Annotated in this window: 17 protein-coding genes; 7 read left to right on the top strand and 10 right to left on the bottom strand. The window is 48.5% G+C overall.

Annotated features, from left to right (window positions below; translation table 11 throughout):
• Nucleotides 1-80 precede the first annotated feature (80 nt).
• The 6 genes from H608_RS0102165 to H608_RS0102140 all read right to left on the bottom strand — a co-directional run bounded on the left by H608_RS0102165 (nt 81) and on the right by H608_RS0102140 (nt 6951).
• Nucleotides 81-866, bottom strand: a complete 786-nt coding sequence (locus H608_RS0102165; RefSeq protein ID WP_028786236.1) for a LytTR family transcriptional regulator DNA-binding domain-containing protein — start codon at nt 864-866, stop codon at nt 81-83.
• 14 nt (nt 867-880) lie between these two features.
• Nucleotides 881-2722: a sensor histidine kinase gene (locus tag H608_RS0102160; protein WP_028786235.1), complete on the bottom strand. Its 1842-nt coding sequence runs from the start codon at nt 2720-2722 to the stop codon at nt 881-883.
• A 61-nt stretch (nt 2723-2783) separates the two neighbouring features.
• A complete protein-coding gene (locus H608_RS0102155; protein WP_028786234.1) occupies nt 2784-3221 on the bottom strand; it encodes a DUF6526 family protein in 438 nt (145 codons plus the stop codon).
• A gap of 40 nt (nt 3222-3261) precedes the next feature.
• Nucleotides 3262-3675: a hypothetical protein gene (locus H608_RS0102150; RefSeq protein ID WP_028786233.1), complete on the bottom strand. Its 414-nt coding sequence runs from the start codon at nt 3673-3675 to the stop codon at nt 3262-3264.
• Nucleotides 3676-3829: 154 nt separating this feature from the next.
• The gene (locus H608_RS0102145; protein WP_028786232.1) at nt 3830-4219 is read right to left on the bottom strand and encodes a hypothetical protein; all 390 of its coding nucleotides are present in this window, start codon (nt 4217-4219) and stop codon (nt 3830-3832) included.
• Between the two features lie 305 nt (nt 4220-4524).
• On the bottom strand, nt 4525-6951 hold the full coding sequence (locus tag H608_RS0102140) for an outer membrane beta-barrel family protein (RefSeq protein WP_162142833.1): 2427 nt from the start codon (nt 6949-6951) through the stop codon (nt 4525-4527).
• A gap of 222 nt (nt 6952-7173) precedes the next feature.
• On the opposite strand from H608_RS0102140, the gene lpdA reads away from it, so the two are divergent.
• Nucleotides 7174-8574, top strand: a complete 1401-nt coding sequence (gene lpdA, locus H608_RS0102130) for a dihydrolipoyl dehydrogenase (RefSeq protein ID WP_028786229.1) — start codon at nt 7174-7176, stop codon at nt 8572-8574.
• Nucleotides 8575-9252: 678 nt separating this feature from the next.
• Here lpdA and H608_RS0102125 read toward each other — a convergent pair.
• Nucleotides 9253-9909 (bottom strand): protein-L-isoaspartate(D-aspartate) O-methyltransferase, encoded by a 657-nt coding sequence (locus H608_RS0102125; RefSeq protein ID WP_028786228.1) that lies wholly within the window; start codon nt 9907-9909, stop codon nt 9253-9255.
• A 141-nt stretch (nt 9910-10050) separates the two neighbouring features.
• A complete protein-coding gene (locus H608_RS0102120; protein ID WP_028786227.1) occupies nt 10051-11775 on the bottom strand; it encodes a phospho-sugar mutase in 1725 nt (574 codons plus the stop codon).
• A 122-nt stretch (nt 11776-11897) separates the two neighbouring features.
• Between H608_RS0102120 and H608_RS0102115 the strand changes: the two genes are divergently transcribed.
• Entirely contained in the window at nt 11898-12857 is a 960-nt protein-coding gene (locus H608_RS0102115; RefSeq protein WP_028786226.1) for a DUF2279 domain-containing protein, read from the top strand.
• Nucleotides 12858-12966: 109 nt separating this feature from the next.
• Here H608_RS0102115 and H608_RS0102110 read toward each other — a convergent pair whose 3' ends face one another.
• Complete coding sequence (locus H608_RS0102110; RefSeq protein ID WP_028786225.1) at nt 12967-13464, bottom strand: phosphoribosyltransferase family protein; 498 nt, start codon at nt 13462-13464, stop codon at nt 12967-12969.
• A gap of 71 nt (nt 13465-13535) precedes the next feature.
• On the opposite strand from H608_RS0102110, the gene H608_RS0102105 reads away from it, so the two are divergent.
• From H608_RS0102105 to ygiD, 5 genes are all read left to right on the top strand, one after another.
• The gene (locus H608_RS0102105; RefSeq protein WP_028786224.1) at nt 13536-14861 is read left to right on the top strand and encodes a 4Fe-4S dicluster domain-containing protein; all 1326 of its coding nucleotides are present in this window, start codon (nt 13536-13538) and stop codon (nt 14859-14861) included.
• Nucleotides 14862-14882: 21 nt separating this feature from the next.
• Nucleotides 14883-15461, top strand: a complete 579-nt coding sequence (locus H608_RS0102100) for a Crp/Fnr family transcriptional regulator (RefSeq protein ID WP_028786223.1) — start codon at nt 14883-14885, stop codon at nt 15459-15461.
• Between the two features lie 96 nt (nt 15462-15557).
• Nucleotides 15558-15977, top strand: coding sequence for an NAD(P)-binding domain-containing protein (locus H608_RS20925; protein ID WP_051267932.1), 420 nt, complete (start codon nt 15558-15560; stop codon nt 15975-15977).
• A gap of 101 nt (nt 15978-16078) precedes the next feature.
• Entirely contained in the window at nt 16079-16732 is a 654-nt protein-coding gene (locus H608_RS0102090) for an NAD(P)-dependent oxidoreductase (protein ID WP_028786222.1), read from the top strand.
• A gap of 10 nt (nt 16733-16742) precedes the next feature.
• Nucleotides 16743-17624 carry a 4,5-DOPA-extradiol-dioxygenase gene (gene ygiD / locus H608_RS0102085; protein WP_245565705.1) on the top strand — a complete coding sequence of 294 codons (882 nt, stop codon included), beginning with the start codon at nt 16743-16745 and terminating at the stop codon, nt 17622-17624.
• Between the two features lie 105 nt (nt 17625-17729).
• On the opposite strand, the gene H608_RS0102080 is transcribed toward ygiD, so the two are convergent.
• Entirely contained in the window at nt 17730-18446 is a 717-nt protein-coding gene (locus H608_RS0102080; protein WP_028786220.1) for a LysE family translocator, read from the bottom strand.
• Between the last annotated feature and the right edge of the window lie 68 nt (nt 18447-18514).

The raw sequence follows: 18514 nt of genomic DNA, 5'->3' as shown, positions 1-18514 counted from the left end.
ATTAGAATACCTGCCGTATTTGAAAAATCCCGGCGACAGCCAATTGTAAATGACGATAAATGAGAATCAAAAAAACTGCATCAGCGGGAATTAAAATTGCGCAGGAAGTCTTCCTTATAACTTCTGCCAATCGGTAGCTCCTGCTGATCGAGGCGCACTTCGTAATCTGTAAAAGCAGTGATGTGCTCCATGTTCACTGCAAACGAACGGTGAATGCGCACCAGCCGGGGATAGTTGATCTTTTCGAGCAGTTGATTCATCGATAACCGCAACAACATCCTGTTGCCGGGGATGACGAGGTGTATATAGTTGTTATCCGCTTCGATGTAGCGGATATCGGACAGCCTGACTTTTACAAATGCGTAATTATGTTTTACGAAAATGTAGTCTTTCAATTGAAGGATCGTCTCTTTGCCCGTATCGACGGATTCGGTTTCTTTTTTCTCCGGTTGCAATGGAATTACCTTGCCGCCCGGCTCCTGCGATGCGGCAAAGTTGTGCATCGCCATTTCCATGGCAATACGCACATTCGTCAGCGTATAAGGCTTGGTAAGAAATGCCGAAGGCCGTGTGTGTTTGGCCCGGCTGATGGTTTCTGCATCCGTTAAGGCTGTCAGGTAAATAAGCGGTATCGCTCTCTGCTCCATCATCTCCCCTGCCACACTGATCCCGTCGCGTTCACCCATGATGCTGATGTCCATCAAAAGAATGTCTACGTCTTCTTCGCGGAATAATTGCAACGCGTCTTCCGCATTGTCGGCAATACCGGCCACTTCATACCCTTCGCTTTCCAGTCCCGCTGCCAGGTCCATTGCCACAATGGCTTCATCTTCCACGATCAGTACACGTATATTTTCCGTATTCATCCGCTTATTTTAACTCAGGCAGCTTTGCCTGGTATCGTAATTGTAAAAATTGTGCCTTCGCCTCCCTGCACATCCTGACGCGCCCGCAACTGCCTGCACAGTGCAGTGATCAGTTGTTTACCAAAAGAACTGGAAGCCTTATTCCATTTAGCCGGATCAATTCCGATGCCATTGTCTTCCACACGTGTGATCACTTCGCCATTTTCTTCCCGAAGGTGGATGCTCAACCGCGGAATACGCGTATCCGCAAAAGCATATTTGAGCGAGTTGGTGATCATTTCATTCAGGATCAGGCCGAGCGGCAATGCACGGTCTATGTCCATCATTTCTTTCTCCACTTCAATATCCAGTTCCAGCTCTCCCGGCGAATATCCATAGGCTGCTATGAGTGAATTAGCCAGATCCGATATATACTCTTTCATGTTGATTGCCGTGAGTTCATCTTTTTTATAAAGGCGTTGATGGATCAGACTCATGGCCTGCACGCGCAACTGGCTTTCGCGCAATACACCGATAGCACTTTCATCTTTGAGCTTATGCGTCTGCAAACTCAGCAGGCTGCTCACAATTTGCAGATTATTTTTTACGCGGTGATGCAATTCTTTCATCATCACTTCCAGGCGTACCGATTGTGCGGCAATTTGTCCCCGTTGAATACGCACACGGCGGTAAAGAAATCCCAGCGCGGCCACGAGACAGAGCAACAGCAGCAAGGCTATGGCCATGAAAAACATCCGGCGTTGCTGATCACGGCGCTCAGATTTCAGGCGAACGATGTCGCCTTCTTTTTTCTGTGTTTCAAAACGGGTCTGCAATTCCATCACCTGTGCCGTGCGCGCCAGATCCGTCAGTGAATCGTTGAGGTTGTCTTTGAGGATATAATAATGATAGGCAGAATCTGCCTGCCCCATCGCTTTGTATGTACTGTGCATTTGAGAGTAGGCGTTTTGCAAACGTTCAGGCTTGCCGAGCTGCATCGCCACTCCAACCGTTTTATAGCCGTATTCCAGTGAACGTTTAAAATCGCCCAGGCGCTCGTAGTTCTTGGCCATATTGCCATAATTATAAGACAAACTCTGCAGGTTGTCATTGGCTATATTGAAAGCCACGGCTTTCTCTACATAATTGAGCGCTGTTTTATAGTCTTTGAAATATTCAGTATAAACCTGGCTGATGTTGTTGTACACTTTTCCGGTACCATCAGTTCCTTTGCCATATTTCTCGATGAGCACAATTGCATTTTTGAATACGGCAAAGGCGGAATCGTAGTAATGACGAAGTTCTTTACTGCGCATGGCATTGTCACGGTAAAGAATACCAGCCATGCTGAGGCTGTGCACGAGTCCCGATGAATCTCCGACAGACTGATACATGTTATAAGCCATCTTCGAATAATTCAATCCGATCTGGATGTATTCTTCCGTTCTGTTGTGCCCGGATATATTTTTATAGATCTGCGCTACGGTGAGATAGGCTTCGCCGAGCCGGGAACTTTTGCCGAGCGATTCGTAGATAGACACGCCTTCAAGACAGGCTTTGAGCGCAGCGGTATAATCACCTTTTACACGCCGGAAGTTGGAGAAATTGAGCAATGCGTCGGCTTCTCCTTTTTTGTATTTCAGTTTAACGGCCAGTTCACGCGCCTGTTCCGCCAGCACGCCTACTGTGTCCATGCTGAATTGTCCGTACGCTTCCGCCAGTTCATTGAACAGATCTACGCGGCGGGTGTTTTCAGGTTGCTTTTTAAGAAGATAGAGAAGGCTGTCTGCCTGACGAGGCCGCGCCTGGGCCGTCAGTGCAAAAGGAAGCAAGAGCAGGCTGAGGCCTGCAAATATTTTAAAAGTGGTTGTCGGCAAGAGGGTTAAGTGATTGCGATTGTTGCGACCAAATTTACAACAAAACACAAGATAACCCTTATTAAACCCGCATATCGTCGGGCTGCCATTCGCGGATGGACTTTTTGATCTGATCGGGTGAGAGTTTTTCGGCCACTGCGCGGTCTGCCAGTGCCGGCAATTCTGTGTCAGAAGCGAAACGCAAAGCCGCTAACTGTTTGAATCGCAGTTGATTTTCGAGTGTTTCCAATCTTTTGCCCGTCAACACGTGATACCGCCAGCGCAGTTCCATGCGTACAAGTCTGTCCTGCAACATCAGCGCATAATGCTGGCGAAGCATGAGCGACAGGAATATCAGCATGCCCGTTCCCGCAGCAACGATGAGCCACATGATTTTAGTTCCACCCGAATGCCAGTATTCATAAACGGAAATACACAGCATGAACAGTGACAATGGATAGAAAACAAAATGATGTGGTGCATAGTAACGGACATGGTTGGTATAATTCTGCTGGCTCATGAGTGAATTTTTTTGATTGGGCAAAAAGATGTTATGTCGGTTAGTTAGCCGAGGGAATGCGAAATGAAATCACGTTAAGTCCCGGCTCTTCAAATGCCAGGTATAGTTTGGCGCCTGTCCGTTCTGCGATGGTATTGAGACGCAGCCAGTCGAAATGCCGGGTGCAGGGCGGATTATCACCCGGATGCTCCACACGTAATACGGTATCAGCACCCTGTCGGGAACCGCTCAGCCGGGTAACCCCGGGCAGTGGCCCTGAAGCCACACTTTGAATCAGGGTTTGTATCCACTGACAAACGGTATCGGTGTGTTGTTCGATCCACAGATCGCGGGGAATCTCGTTCCGGAGCAAAGCTTTTTCGGGACTTTCGCCCGGCCAGCATTCATCGAGAATGCGATTAGCATAGTCATACAGGTTAACTGTTTCCGGTTTCGCAGAATTAGGGTAGGTCATGGTGTTTTTCGTTTCGTGAACATATACGCAAAAAAAACGCCATTTTTTATCCTGTGAAATAGAAGGCTGTGTGAGAATGTTGTAACTATGGGAACGACAGTTTTGTAGAAGATAATCTACAACATACACGGATTTTTGATCGGCGACAAGAAGTTTAACCCGGCCAGTTACCTGCATTCGGGTAACAGAAGGAGAAATGCAGATTGTCGCCCGGGGAGCCGGAAAGGTAGAGATTGCCGCCAAGGCAGCCCGCCAACTGGCTGGTTTGCGCCAGTTCGGGACCTGAAAGAGCGAACGGGGAAACGCCCTTCATACAAAAGATGGTAACATCGTTCTGGCGGTGGGCTCTCATGCGGATGGTAGCATGGGAACTGTGGTTGAGGACGGTCTGTAACATGCCGCTGATCACATGAGCCAGGCATTCGCGATTAGCCCCGAGATCAAGATCGGCCGGAATTTCATTGATGAATAAACTGTGCGACCGCTGGGCTGCCGGGCGGAAACTGCCGGCAAGCTGGTCTGCAAGCTGAAAGAGGGTTTCCATACGACGAACATTTTAATGATCCAATAAAAAAAGCTTCTTGCTTCGTCAGACTGCGTTTTGGAAGACAGTCTGACTGCAAAAAGCCTAACGGTGGATGGTGGCTTGTCTGTGCTTTAAGTTCATAGGTTAGCCAGGGACAAACTTGGTTTTTACAACGAGGGTGTTCGAAAAATGGTGGCTTGTTTTCCTTAGTTATGAATACAAAGTAACGTCGCGGAGGAGCCGGAAAAAATAGAGGATTGCCACAATCGCTTGTCGTCGCTTTGCGGGCGATTATGTAGTCGTTACACTACAAAAAAAAGGGTCTAATTACCTGAACCAACGCGGTTGATCTCGTCGCTTGCCGCGCCGGAGGACTCGCGCTGTGATTGCACAGACTGGCCGAAACGCCAGGTGAAGGAAAGGGTGAATACGCGGGTATCGCGCTTGAGTTTGAAGTATTCTTCGCTGCGGCTGAAATAGCTCTGCCCCGCCATGATCTGGGTATAGAAAATATCACGGGCCGTCAGGCGTACTACCGCTCTTTTTCCCCATAACTGCCGGGCAATGCCCGCAGATAGCTGCCCTGTAGGGTTTAACACTTCCTGCAGGTCGTTCTGATTACGGGTAATGTAAAAGCCGCTCAACTCCCCCGTCCAACCGTCTGCGAACTGCAGTTGGTTATTCATGCTTATGCTGAGTTGGTTGATGGACCGTGCATAGTAATCAGCTCCGACATAACCGGCGATGCGCTTGTGATTATAATCCGCCTGCGTTGACAAACTCCACCAGCGTACAGGCGATACCTGCAAACCAACGGAAACGCCGAGGTTCTGCATCCGTCCCACATTGCCATCGGTGTAGGAAATAGTGCCGGTAGCCGGATCCGTCAGGAAAATCTGCGAAAAATAATCGTTGGAGAAACTATAATTAACACCCGTTGTCAGCATCCCGCGATACGTGTGCGATAATTCAATGTTCCAGGTGTATTGCGGCAGTAAAAACGGATTGCCCTGCTGATAGGTGTACTTATTAATAATGAATACAAACGGATTGAGTTTCTGAAATACCGGCCGGTCTATACGCCGGCCGCCGCTGATGCTGAACTGATGCAGTGAATCGGCCCGGTATGAAGCAAACACTGTAGGGAAAAGACTGTGGTAAGTACGGTCAAATGTTGAATCCGGATTTACCTGGTTGCCCAGTTGTTTTGCCCGGTAAGTGGTGTATTCATAACGAAGTCCTCCCTGTACATTCCACTTGTTTTTATTATAGGCAAGGCTTGAGTATGCGGCATGAATGTTTTCCCGGTATAGAAAGTGATTGCTCTTTCCGAAATCGGGCACCCAATTGCCGCCCTGCAGCATCAGGTAAGAAGCCTCATTATCGGTATTAACGCGCGAAGTTTTCAGGCCCGTCTCCCATACCCAATGCCGGGTGGTCTGTTTGTAGTCGGTGCGGGCGGAGAAGATGCCGATCGATGAGGGGATGTCGCCGGTTGAGGCATCGATGTTGCCGGCGGGCATGATCTTGCGGTTTTCAAAATTCTGCCGCCCGCGGATCGAATAGCCTACCCATTCCACATCAGCGGTCAGTTCGCGGCTGGCGCTGAAAGCATGACGAAAATTGGCGCTCACGCCACCCTGCTTCAGCCTGTGCGTATTGTGGCTTTCGGTAACGATGGTTGAATCGGCCTGGAACATGTCATTCATCCAAAAAGCTGTGGCGCGGCCGCGCGCGTCGCGTTTCAGCGAAGTGCCCGTCAGTGTCACACCCATTGACGTACGCGTATTGACGGTATAATCCATACCGGTGCGAATGGTATGGGTATTGCCAAAACCTTTGGTAAAATAAGGCTGTTCCAGGTAGGAAGACACGGAGCCGTCGGGCCGGTAATAGGTACGTAAAGCGTAGAGGTCCGTGATATATTCTGCGGTATTGAAACTGTAATTAAAGAAGGTGTTCACTTTTCCCCGGTAATAATTCAGCATCAGGCTCTTGTTGTATTTGGGATAACGTCCCTGCGCAACACCTGCGTTGAGTGAACCATTGAAGCCTTTTTGCCGGTTCTTTTTCGTTTTGATATTGATGATGCCGGCATTGCCGGCGGCATCGTAGCGCGCAGGCGGCATGTCCATCAGTTCGATTTCTGCGATCTGCGAGGCATTCATACCCGCCAGGAGGTTTTGCAGATCGGTGCCGGCCAATTGGGTTTGTTTACCATCGATCAATATCAATACCTGCGGTCGTCCTTTGAGGCTGATCTGTCCGTTGCGATCGATGGTTACGCCGGGTGAGCGTTCGAGCACTTCGAGTGCGGAGGCGCCCGCGTTGGTCACTCCGGCTTCCACGTTTACGATTGTTTTATCGGGCAATACCTGTACAAAAGGGCGTATGGGTGCGCGCACAGTAACACCGTCTAGCAGTGTAGCGGCGGTATCGAGGTGCACGATAACATGCTCATCCTCGTCTTCCCGTGACGGAACGGGCTGCACGCGGGTAATAAAACCTACGCGGCTGACCTGCACGAGGTAATCATGGCCGTGCGGAACGACGAAGGCAACTTTGCCATCGGCGGGGGTGATTGCGGTGCGGAAAAGGGAAGAATCTTTTTTCAGTAATGCAACGGTAACGTCAGCCATAGCCGTTTGTCCTGATAACCGGACCTGAATACGGATTGTTCGCTCATCCTGGGCAGACAATTCTCCCATGCCTGTGAGGAACAGTGCTATTAGAAAAAGGACGTTACGCATGCAGAAAGAGGCTACAAGATATTCAATATCATGCAATCTGTTCCTTTTTTTCGTGGTTGTATGTCTATAAACGGAAAAAACCGGTAGTAAAAACCGGGAATTTCCGCATTGGGACTGGCTTCCGTGGCTGCGGGACGCCTTTTTTGCCCAATTGGTTGTTTTAAAATAACTTCGCTGCGCATACTGATCAGCTTCATTCATTTAAAAATCAATCAAGATAATATGGCATACGATGTAGTAGTGCTCGGCAGCGGTCCCGGAGGTTATGTGGCAGCTATCCGTGCTTCACAGTTAGGCTTTAAAACAGCTATTATCGAAAAAGAGAGCCTGGGAGGCATTTGCCTGAACTGGGGCTGTATCCCTACCAAGGCCCTGCTGAAAAGTGCCCAGGTAGCCAATGATATCCGTCATGCGGAAGCTTTCGGTATAGAAGCTACCGGTACCCCGCGTTTCGACGCCATCATCAAGCGCAGCCGTGGTGTGGCCGACAAAATGAGCAAAGGTGTGCAGTTCCTGATGAAGAAGAACAAGATCGACGTGATCATGGGCTTCGGCAAACTGGTTGGCAAAGGAAAATTGGAAGTAGAAAAAGACGGTCAGAAGCAGATCGTTGAAGGTAAATATATCATCATCGCTACCGGCGGCAGAAGCCGCGAATTGCCAGCCCTCAAACAGGACGGTAAGAAAGTGATCGGTTACCGTGAAGCCATGTCGCTGCCTGTACAGCCCAAGAGCATCATCGTGGTGGGCTCGGGCGCCATCGGTGTTGAGTTCGGATATTTCTACAACAGCATCGGCACCAAAGTGACCGTAGTTGAATTCCTCCCGCGCGTAGTGCCGGTGGAAGATGAGGACGTATCAAAAGAACTCGAAAAGAATTTCAAAAAACAAGGCATCGATATTCTCACCAACAGCGAAGTAACTTCTGTTGATACATCCGGTGAGGGTGTAAAAGCAAAAGTGAAAACTGCCGACGGAGAAGTGGTGCTGGAAGCCGACATATTGCTGAGTGCAGTAGGCGTATCTGCCAACATCGAAGGCATTGGTCTGGAAGAAACCGGCGTGAAAACGGACAAAGGCCGAATCACCGTGGATAAATACTATCAGACAAGCGTACCCGGCATCTATGCGATCGGTGACTGTGTTCCTGGCCAGGCGTTGGCGCACGTTGCTTCTAAAGAAGGCATCATCTGCGTTGAAGCTATTGCGCATGCAGAGAAAAAATACAATCACCAGCCCGAGCCGCTCGATTACGGCAACGTTCCGGGTTGTACATATTGCTATCCCGAGATTGCTTCAGTTGGGTTCACAGAGAAGCAGGCCCGCGATGCCGGTTATGAAATCAAAGTGGGCAAGTTCCCGCTGAGTGCATCCGGTAAAGCATCTGCGGCAGGTCACGCAGAAGGATTTATCAAAGTGATCTTCGATGCCAAATACGGCGAATGGCTGGGTACACATGCCATCGGCTACAACGTAACCGAGATCATTGCACAAACGGTAACTGCGCGCAAGTTGGAGACAACCTACCACGAAGTGCTTAACAGCATTCATCCGCACCCCACTATCAGCGAAAGCGTGAAAGACGCCATTGAAGTGGCATACGGTGAAGCAATTCACCTGTAAGGAAGGTATAAGATAAAAGGTTTAAGGCGTAAGGCATTTTGCTTTACGCCTTTTTTTCTGGTTTTAAGTCAAACAGCCGTATTAAGTAATAAGTATTAAGTGATAAGTATTAAGTAACAAGGTCGTAAAGGCATTCAGCATCGGTACAAAAGAAAATCGGCGAGTATTCGCTTCTTTGCGTCCTGGCTCCTTAAGTGCCTTTGCGTGAACCCTGCCGCTTTTCACGCAAAGATGCAAAGGGATTAAGCCGCAAAGATATTCGCCTATTGACGATTGACCATTCACGATTCACGATTTCACTTATTAGTACCACTCAGCATCGGTACAAAAGAAAATCGGCAAGTAATCGCTTCTTTGCGTCCTTGCTCCTTATGTGCCTTTGCGTGAACCCTGCTGCTTTTCACGCAAAGATGCAAACGGATTAAGGCGAAGATATTCGCCTATTGACGATTGACCATTCACGATTGACCATTCACGATTCACGATTTCACTTATTAGTACCACTCAGCATCGGTACAAAAGAAAATCGGCAAGTAATCGCTTCTTTGCGTCCTTGCTCCTGGTACCCCTTTGCGTGAACCCTGCTGCTTTTCACGCAAAGATGCAAACGGATTAAGGCGAAGATATTCGCCTATTGACGATTGACCATTCACGATTGACCATTCACGATTCACGATTTCACTTATTAGTACCACTCAGCATCGGTACAAAAGAAAAATCGGCAAATCGTTCTTCGGTATACGATCCGTCTTCTTTCTTGGTGAGGCGGCGCATCTGTTGCACCTCTCCTTCTCCAACGGGAATCACCATCATGCCACCCGGACGAAGTTGTTGTAAAAGTTTTTGAGGAATGTCAGGCGCAGCAGCCGTGATGATCACGCGATCAAAAGGTCCGTAAGTAGGAAGTCCCTGATAGCCGTCGCCGTAAAAGAATTTAATCGCAGGATATTTGCGGAGCAACGCAAATTGTTTGTTGGAGTCAAACAGGGCTTTTTGCCGTTCGATGGTAAATACTTTAGCGCCGAGTTCTGCCAGGATAACGGCCTGATAAGCGCTGCCGGTACCAATCTCCAGCACTTTCATCAATGGTTTTAACGCCAGCAACTGACTTTGATAAGCTACCGTGTAGGGCTGCGAAATGGTCTGCCCTTCTCCTATCGGAAATGCACGGTCGTCGTATGCCAGTTCATCAAAAGCCGAGTCGAGGAAAAAGTGCCGTGGTACACGGCCTATGGCAGCTAAAACATTTTCATCGGTTATACCCTTCGCTGCAATTATGTCAACAAGTTTCTTACGTAATCCTTTGTGGCGATATCCATCTTCTGTAGGTCTCATAGCAGAACGCGAAGTTAATTTGATAATTTGAAAATTTGATGATTTGACGATGTGAATTCCAAGTTGTCAATAAAAAAGCGCATAGCCAACGGCTTGCGCTTTTTACTTATAACTTATTACGGCTGTTTAAACTTATACTCCTTACCCCAGCTTCATATCCTTCACTATCGCCTTGATCTTTTCATCAAGCTGTGCATTTACCTTATCAAAATCAGCCGCATTTTCCAGTTTTTCTTTAATACTGAAATAGAATTTGATCTTGGGTTCGGTGCCGCTCGGGCGTGCAGAGATGATGCTGCCGTCTTCCAGGATGAACTGCAATACGTTTGATTTGGGTAAAGTGATCGGCCATGTTTCGCCGGTCTGCAGATTTTTACCTTGCTGCAATTCATAGTCGAGCAGCTTCACCACAGGTGATCCGTTGATCGTCTGTGGAGGCTGTGCGCGGAAAGCTTCCATCATCGCGGCTATCTGCTGCTGACCATCCATTCCTTTTTTTGTAATGGAAATAAGGTCTTCTTTATAGAAACCGTGCTGGATATACAGTTCGATCAGCTTATCGAATAGTGAACGCCCTTTTTCTTTTTCATAAGCCGCCATTTCACAAAGTAATGCAACTGCACTTACGGCATCTTTGTCACGGATTTTGTCACCGATCATCAGACCAAAACTCTCTTCGCCGCCTACGATATAATTTTCTTTTCCTTCTTTCTCACGGATCATTTCGGCGATCCATTTGAAACCGGTCAGCACACGATAACAGGCCACTTTATTGGCGGCGGCTATTTCATCGATCATCCCGGTGGTTACGATGGTGGTGATCACCATATCATTCGGCTGCGCAATGCCTTTGGTGCGGCGCGCTTCGATCAGGTAGTTGAATGCGAGCACGGCTGTTTGGTTACCATTCATCAGCACCCATTTGCCGTGATTATCACGAATGCCAATACCTACGCGGTCTGCATCGGGATCGGTACCAAGCAGAATATCCGCATCGAGTGACTCGGCTTTTTTAAGCCCGATGCTCATGGTTTCTTTTTCCTCCGGATTCGGATAAGCCACGGTCGGGAAATTGCCATTGGGTTCCGCTTGTTCCTCTACAATCGTTACGTTGGTAAAACCAAAACGTTGTAATACCTCGGGAACGAGTTTGATGCCCGTTCCGTGAATGGGCGTATACACGATCTTCAGGTCGTGCTGACGCGCGATCACATCGGGATATACGCTCAACCCTTTTACCATGTCCATATAGGCTTCATCGATTTCCCGGCCGATGAGCGTAATATTTTCTTCTCCCCCGGTAAACTTCACTTCGTCTACCGATGAAATTTTCTCTACTTCTTTGATTACATTTTTATCATGCGGTGGCACCAGTTGCGCACCATCATTCCAATAAGCTTTATAACCGTTGTATTCTTTCGGGTTGTGCGATGCCGTGCACACAACGCCTCCCTGGCAGCCAAGGTGACGGATGGCAAAGGAAAGTTCCGGAGTAGGACGCAGACTTTCGAAAAGGTAAACTTTGATGCCATTGGCAGCGAATACGCCGGCAGTTGTTTCAGCAAAAAAACGGCTGTTGTTGCGGCTGTCATGTGCAATAGCCACCTTCACCTCACCGGGAAAACTTTGTTTGAGGTAATTGGCATATCCCTGTGTGGCCATGCCCACGGTGTATTTGTTCATACGGTTGGTGCCCACGCCCATGATACCTCTTAGACCGCCGGTACCAAACTCCAGGTTGCGATAGAAAGCATCAGCCAGATCTGTTTCGTTTTCCTGTTGCAGTTTTTTGATTTCCTGCCGGGTGTCTTCGTCAAAACTTCCTGTCAGCCAGGTATTGATTTTTGCCTGAATAGCTGTATCCATAAGTCAATCGTTTTCCATTATTATTTAAAGGGCTGAAGTTATTGATTTTTTTAAAGCTATTTATCAGGCTGTTTTAATGGTTTTTAAAACCTGTTCGGCTGCGGCAACGTATTTTTGTAACCATGTTGCTACGTTTATCCCTGCTCCTGTCGCTCAGCGTGCTTTTATTGCCTGCCGGTTATATCAATGCCCAGGCTGTTGACAGTACGGCGGTGAGTGCGTTGACACCAGCGCAAAAAGCGAAACGCCAATGGCTGATCGGCGGCCTCAATGTGGCGGCATATGGCGGATCACTCGTGGTGCTGAATGCCGCCTGGTATTCCAATGAAACCCGTTCCCCTATTCATTCTTACGACGACAGCCGCGAGTGGTTGCAAATGGACAAGATCGGTCATGCCTGGACGGCCTACAATACGGGGCGTGCGTCAACGGCTTTGTGGGAATGGGCCGGCGTGCCACATAAAAAAGCGGTATGGATCGGTGGGTTGAGCGGAGCAGGTTATCTCACGGCTATCGAATTCCTCGATTCACGTTCTGCCAAATGGGGATGGAGTTGGAGCGACATGGGGGCTAACGTATTGGGATCGGCGGCTTTCATGTCGCAGGAATTGTTGTGGGGAGAGCAGCGCATTCAATACAAATTCTCTTTTCACCGAAAAAAATATCCTGCCGGCATGCTGGAGGAAAGAGCCGATGATCTGTATGGAAAAGCATGGTACGAGCGGATGCTGAAAGATTACAACGCCCAGGCCTATTGGTTAAGCGCAAATGTAAAGTCATTTTTTCCCGACAGTAATTGGCCCGCCTGGCTGAACATAGCCGTAGGTTATGGGGCCGATGGTATGTTTGGAGGATATTCGAATAAATGGACGGATAAATCAACCGGCATCGACTATGACCGCAGCGATATTCCGCGCAAGCGCCAGTTTTATCTTGCACCCGATATCGACCTTACCAAAATTCCTACAAAGAGCCGTTTCCTGAAAACGGCTTTCTCGGTATTCAATTCATTCAAATTTCCCGCGCCGTCGCTGATGATAGATAATAAAGGGAAGGTGAAAGCGTATGCGGTGTATTTTTGAGGAAGCGGCAGTTATAAGTAGTAAGTAGTAAGTTGTAAGTAAACAGCCCACCCAGCGAGGTGATATGGCTGTTTCATTCACGATTGACGATTCACGATTCACCATTGCCTCACTCCATATAAGCGCCCTTCACCTCCGCTCCATCCACCTCCACATAAATATGCTCTTGCAAAGTAGTGGCAAGTTCCAGGCCTACATAATCCGGGTAAACGGGAAATGAATTATGACGGCGGCCAACCAGCACCAGCGTCTGTATTTTGCGCGGATAATAATTAAGAAATGGCTTAAGCGCGTACAGCAAGGTTTTGCCGCTGTTGGCCACATCGTCGACCACTATGATCACCTTGTCCGTAAAATCCGGCGTTTCGCTGAGTGTAACTTCTGCCGGCCGGCGTTTGTCGAGGGATAGGGAAATGAATTGCACGGGCAATGTGCCTTCCTGTTCGATCATCTGAAGGATATTACGCGCCACCACGGCGCCGCTTCCTTCAATACCGACAAGGATAATACCTGCTTCTTCCGTGTTTTGCTCAAGGATTTCAAGCGCCATCCGCCGCATTTTCCTGGCAGCAACCGCCTGATCAAGGATATATTTCTTTCCACCCATGGTATTCGGTCTTAATCTTTTTAAGCTCTTATGCTAACAAGCCGTAAATTAGCGATTAGAATCAGATGCTTATGCAAATTGTCCAACAAATTTTATTCATACTGCTGAGTGCGGCGGCCATTTACCTGTTTGCCAAAAAGTCCCGTTTTATTTACCGGAATATCTTTCTCGGGCTGGATGAAAAGCTGAATGACCAGCCGTCAAGACGGTGGCGCAACCTGTTGTTGCTGGCATTCGGTCAGAAAAAAATGTTCCGTAATCCGCTGGTCGGCGTTTTGCACTTCTTCGTTTATGCCGGTTTTGTCATCATCAACATTGAAGTTCTCGAGATCGTCCTCGACGGCGTGTTGGGTACCCACCGTTTGTTTGCAGCGCCGCTCGGCGTTTTTTATACCTTCCTGATCAATGCATTTGAAGTACTGGCACTGACCGTATTGGTAGCCTGTGCCATTTTCCTTGTAAGAAGAAACATTGTCTATATCCGCCGTTTCCGCCAGAACGAACTCGATGGCTGGCCGCGCACAGACGCCAACCTCATTCTGATCACCGAGATCGTATTAATGACCTTGTTCCTCTTCCTGAATGCGAGCGACACCCTGCTGCAAACGCGCGGAGCAGAACATTATTCCCAGCACGTCACCGGTAACTTCGTCATCTCGCAATATCTCCAGCCGCTTCTTTCAGGCATCAGCAACGAAGGGCTGGTCGCCATCGAGCGTACATGCTGGTGGTTGCACATTGCAGGCATCTTTGCCTTCCTTAACTACCTGCCCTATTCCAAACATTTGCATATCCTGCTGGCGTTTCCCAACGCGTATTATGCCAGGCTGGAGCCGATGGGCAAAATGGATAACATGCAATCCGTACAGAACGAAGTATTGTATGCGATGCAACCCGAACTCACCCCGGCGGATGCTGCGCCGCCCGCTAAATTTGGCGCGAAAGACGTATTCGATCTCAGTTGGAAGAATCTCCTCGACGCTTATGCATGCACAGAGTGCGGCCGCTGTACGGCGGCTTGTCCTGCCAACCAGACCGGCAAGTTGTTATCACCACGCAAGATCATGATGGATACCCGCGATCGCCTTGAAGAAGTCGGCCGCAACATCGACGCCAATAAAACCTTCCAGGACGATGGCAAGAACTTATTCAGTTATATCACCATTGAAGAACTGAGAGCCTGTACCACCTGCAACGCCTGCGTGCAGGAATGCCCTGTATCTATTTCCCCGCTCGATATTATTTACGAACTGCGCCGCAGTCTTATTATGGAAGACAGCAATGCACCGCAGGAATGGAACGCGATGTTCGGTAACGTGGAAAACAACTTCGCCCCCTGGAAATTCAGTCCCGATGAGCGCGACAAATGGGCCGAAGAACTGGCCGCAGAAGGATAGTGAACGCTGACAACACTTTATATGTTCGAAGTATTACTCGGCAATATCAATAAGAAAATAAGCCTGACTGAAAAGGAACAGGAACTGGTGAAGACATTTTTCATCCCCAAAAAACTTCGCCGGAAACAATTCCTTTTGCAGGAGGGAGAAGTATGCCAGTATACTGCTTTCGTTGAAAAAGGATTACTACGCTCCTACAATGTTGATGAGAAAGGGCATGAACATGTATTGCAGTTTGCCGTTGAAGACTGGTGGATCGCAGATCTTTACAGCTTTCTGACGGGCGAACCTTCCGGTTATAATATCGATGCGCTGGAAGACACTGAATTGCTGCTCATCAACGGCTCCTCTTACGAAGCGATGATGGAGGCCGTTCCGAAAATGGAACGTTATTTCCGTATTCTTACACAAAACAGTCTTGTTGCCACGCAAAGGCGTTTATCCGGTAATATCAGTTTGACTGCCGAAGAAAATTACAAGCAGCTCATTGCAGGCAACAACACGATCCTTCAACGTGTTCCCCAGCACATGATCGCTTCTTTCCTGGGCATTGCGCCCGAAACACTCAGCCGCGTACGCCGGCAGATGACCGGCAAATAAGCCTTGACTTTTATCAAGCAAAATCCTTGCGATTCATCAATGGAAGAGCGGCGGAGATGCCTGTAACTTTGTGCTGTCAACAAAGAGGAGATGGTCATGAAGAAAACAATAGCAATCATCGGCGCAACAGAGCCAACCGGAAAAGCGGCAACGATGCAACTGGCATCGCATCCCGGTGTTCGTTTCCTGTTGCTCTCGCCGGATACCACGGCACTTGCATCACTCACACATACTTTGCACGCTACATTTCCCGGTGCTGAAATAGAGGCCATGACCTGCACGCGTGATGCGTCGTGGGAAGCGGATATTATTTTGTTAACCGTACCGGAAGCGGAAGAAGAAATGGTGGCACAATTAATCAAAGAAGTGGTGACAGGAAAAATAGTGATTCATATAAACGAAACCGGCAGGCCGTCGGATATTTTGCAGAAAGCCCTTCCCCACTCCATCATTGAAACGTTGAAACCCGAAGAGATCACAGGGCTGTCTTTCACGCAAAGTGGCGTAAGGAGCTAAGGCGCTTTGAGCCATTGGCCTGTTGCCCAATTCACTTATTGACTTATTATCTTACTATCCTATTCACTTTTTTGAATTTTGACTTTTAAATTTTGAATTATATGAAAATAACACTCATAGGCGCTACCGGCTTCGTTGGCACAGCGCTGTTAAAAGAACTGACCGACCGCGGTCATACAGTAAAAGCCATCAGCCGTCACCCGGAAAAAATTGCCTTGAAAAATGACCTGGTACATGGTGAGCACGTCGACATTCTCGACACCGCTGCCCTGACCATTGCGCTGAAAGGGCAAGATGCTGTCATCAGCGCCTACAATCCCGGATGGACCAACCCGGATATTTACAATGAATTTATCCGCGGAGCCAACAGCATTCAGCAGGCCACCCGGGAAGCCGGTGTAAAACGATTGATCGTGATCGGCGGCGCGGGTAGTTTGTTTGTGGCCCCCGGCTTACAACTGATCGACACACCCCAATTTCCGGAAGAATACAAACCCGGCGCCTCTGCTGCCCGCGATTACCTCGATACTTTGCGCAAGGAAGAAGTACTGGAATGGACATTCATCAGTCCTGCAATAGAAATGCATCCCGGTACCTCCGGCACGCGCAAGGGCGAATACCGTACAGCATTGGAAAACCCGGTATTTGATGAAAACAACCGCAGCATTATTTCCGTGGAAGATCTGGCCGTTGCAACCGCAGATGAAGTGGAACAGGGACGGCATATCCGTCAGCGTTTCACTGCCGCTTATTAAAACACCCATCTTGAAACGAAAACAATTTTTAACCACACTGGCAATTGGAGCAGCAGGTATGAATAGTCTAAGTGCCTTTAAACGTTTTACTGATGAGCTGAGCGAACAGGACCTGAGAAGTCCGGTCTTGTTTATCGGCCACGGTTCCCCGATGAACGGAATAGAAGACAATTCGTTCAGCCGCGCCTGGATCCAGGCAGGACAAGATCTGCCCAAGCCTAAAGCTGTGCTGGTTATCTCCGCACACTGGCTTACGGATGGCACGCGCATCACGGCCATGGACCATCCGAAAACCATTCACGATTTCGGAGGTTTTCCCCGTGAATTATTTGAAGTACAATATCCCGCACCGGGCAATCCAGCATTGGCAGAAGAAACCAGGAAACTGGTGAAGACAACCGATGTAATGCCTGATCACGACTGGGGACTCGACCATGGCACCTGGTCGGTGGTGCGCAGGATGTATCCAGATGCGAACATACCCGTGTTGCAACTCAGCATCGATTACAGCAAACCTGCATCGTATCATTATGAACTGGCGAAAGAACTGGCAGCCCTCCGCAAAAAAGGCGTGTTGATTATTGGCAGTGGCAACATGGTGCACAACCTGCGATTGATTGCCTGGGATAAAATGAACGTACCAAATTACGGATACGACTGGGCAATTGAAATGCATGAACTATTCCGCAAAAAAATTACCGAGGGCGATCACCAGGCGCTGATCAACTATCAGCAACTAAGCAAGTCTGCGAAACTCGCCGTACCTACACCTGATCATTATTATCCGTTGATGTATATTCTCGGACTGCAGGATAAAAAAGAAGAGCCCATCTTCTTCAACGACCAGTTGGTAGCAGGCTCACTTAATATGACTTCCGTAAAATTCGGATAAGCTATTCGATTTCATCTGCGGAAGGGATAAGGACTTCCAACATCCCTGGTTCGTGTATACACGAACCAGGGCATTGACTTATTCACCTATTGACTTATTGACGATTCACGACTCACGATTCACAATCCTATCCGCCTGGCCTTCTATCCGATGCTGCATTTCCTCGGGGTTGGCGATATCATGCACAGCATCTTTTTTCTTGAGGATTTTCCAGAGTTGGATGAGTGCTGTCAACGAAAAGATGCCGCCGATCACCCAATTTAGTACGTGTTGGTTATCGTTGATCTTACGGGCAATCAGCAATCCGCCAAAAACGAATACACAGTTTCCGAGGAAGGTGCCGAGACCGATACCAAAAATGTAGGTGTTGTAATGATCCTTCCGCGGTAACAGAATTTTTTTGGTAAACAATACGGTGCTCCAGCCAAACCAGAAAGGTATCTGTACCGGATTGATGGCGCACATCATCATCCCCAGCACAAGTGGCGGCAGCGAACTGCTGAGAATAATATTTTTTTCGACCGAAGGATGCAATGCCGCATAAAAACTGGAAGCGGCAAGCGCTACCACAATCACGAACGTTGCCCATTCCAATATCTTGAATAATTTCTCTTGTTTTCTTACCCAGTCCATAGCCACCAGCGACAGTCGCACGTATATTATTTCCACCAGCAATGACCCGGTTGAAAACAACATGGCCGCCAATACGCCATCGGAAATAGCCAACTGCATGGCCGCAATGTTCAGCGTTCCCAGTGGCAAAGACCCGAGGAAACTAACCAACATGCCGGTGAAAAATATGCGGATTAACGGGTGACGCATTGAGGCCTAGATTATTGTTATAGTTGTGTTTCCGAATATGTAAATGTGCCCAGGCTTCGCCAGGGACC

Origin of the sequence: Terrimonas ferruginea DSM 30193, assembly GCF_000425585.1 — a bacterium.
Taxonomy (GTDB): domain Bacteria; phylum Bacteroidota; class Bacteroidia; order Chitinophagales; family Chitinophagaceae; genus Terrimonas; species Terrimonas ferruginea.
The sequence above is the reverse complement of the archived record's forward strand: the minus strand, read 5'-3'. Positions and strand labels throughout refer to the sequence as shown.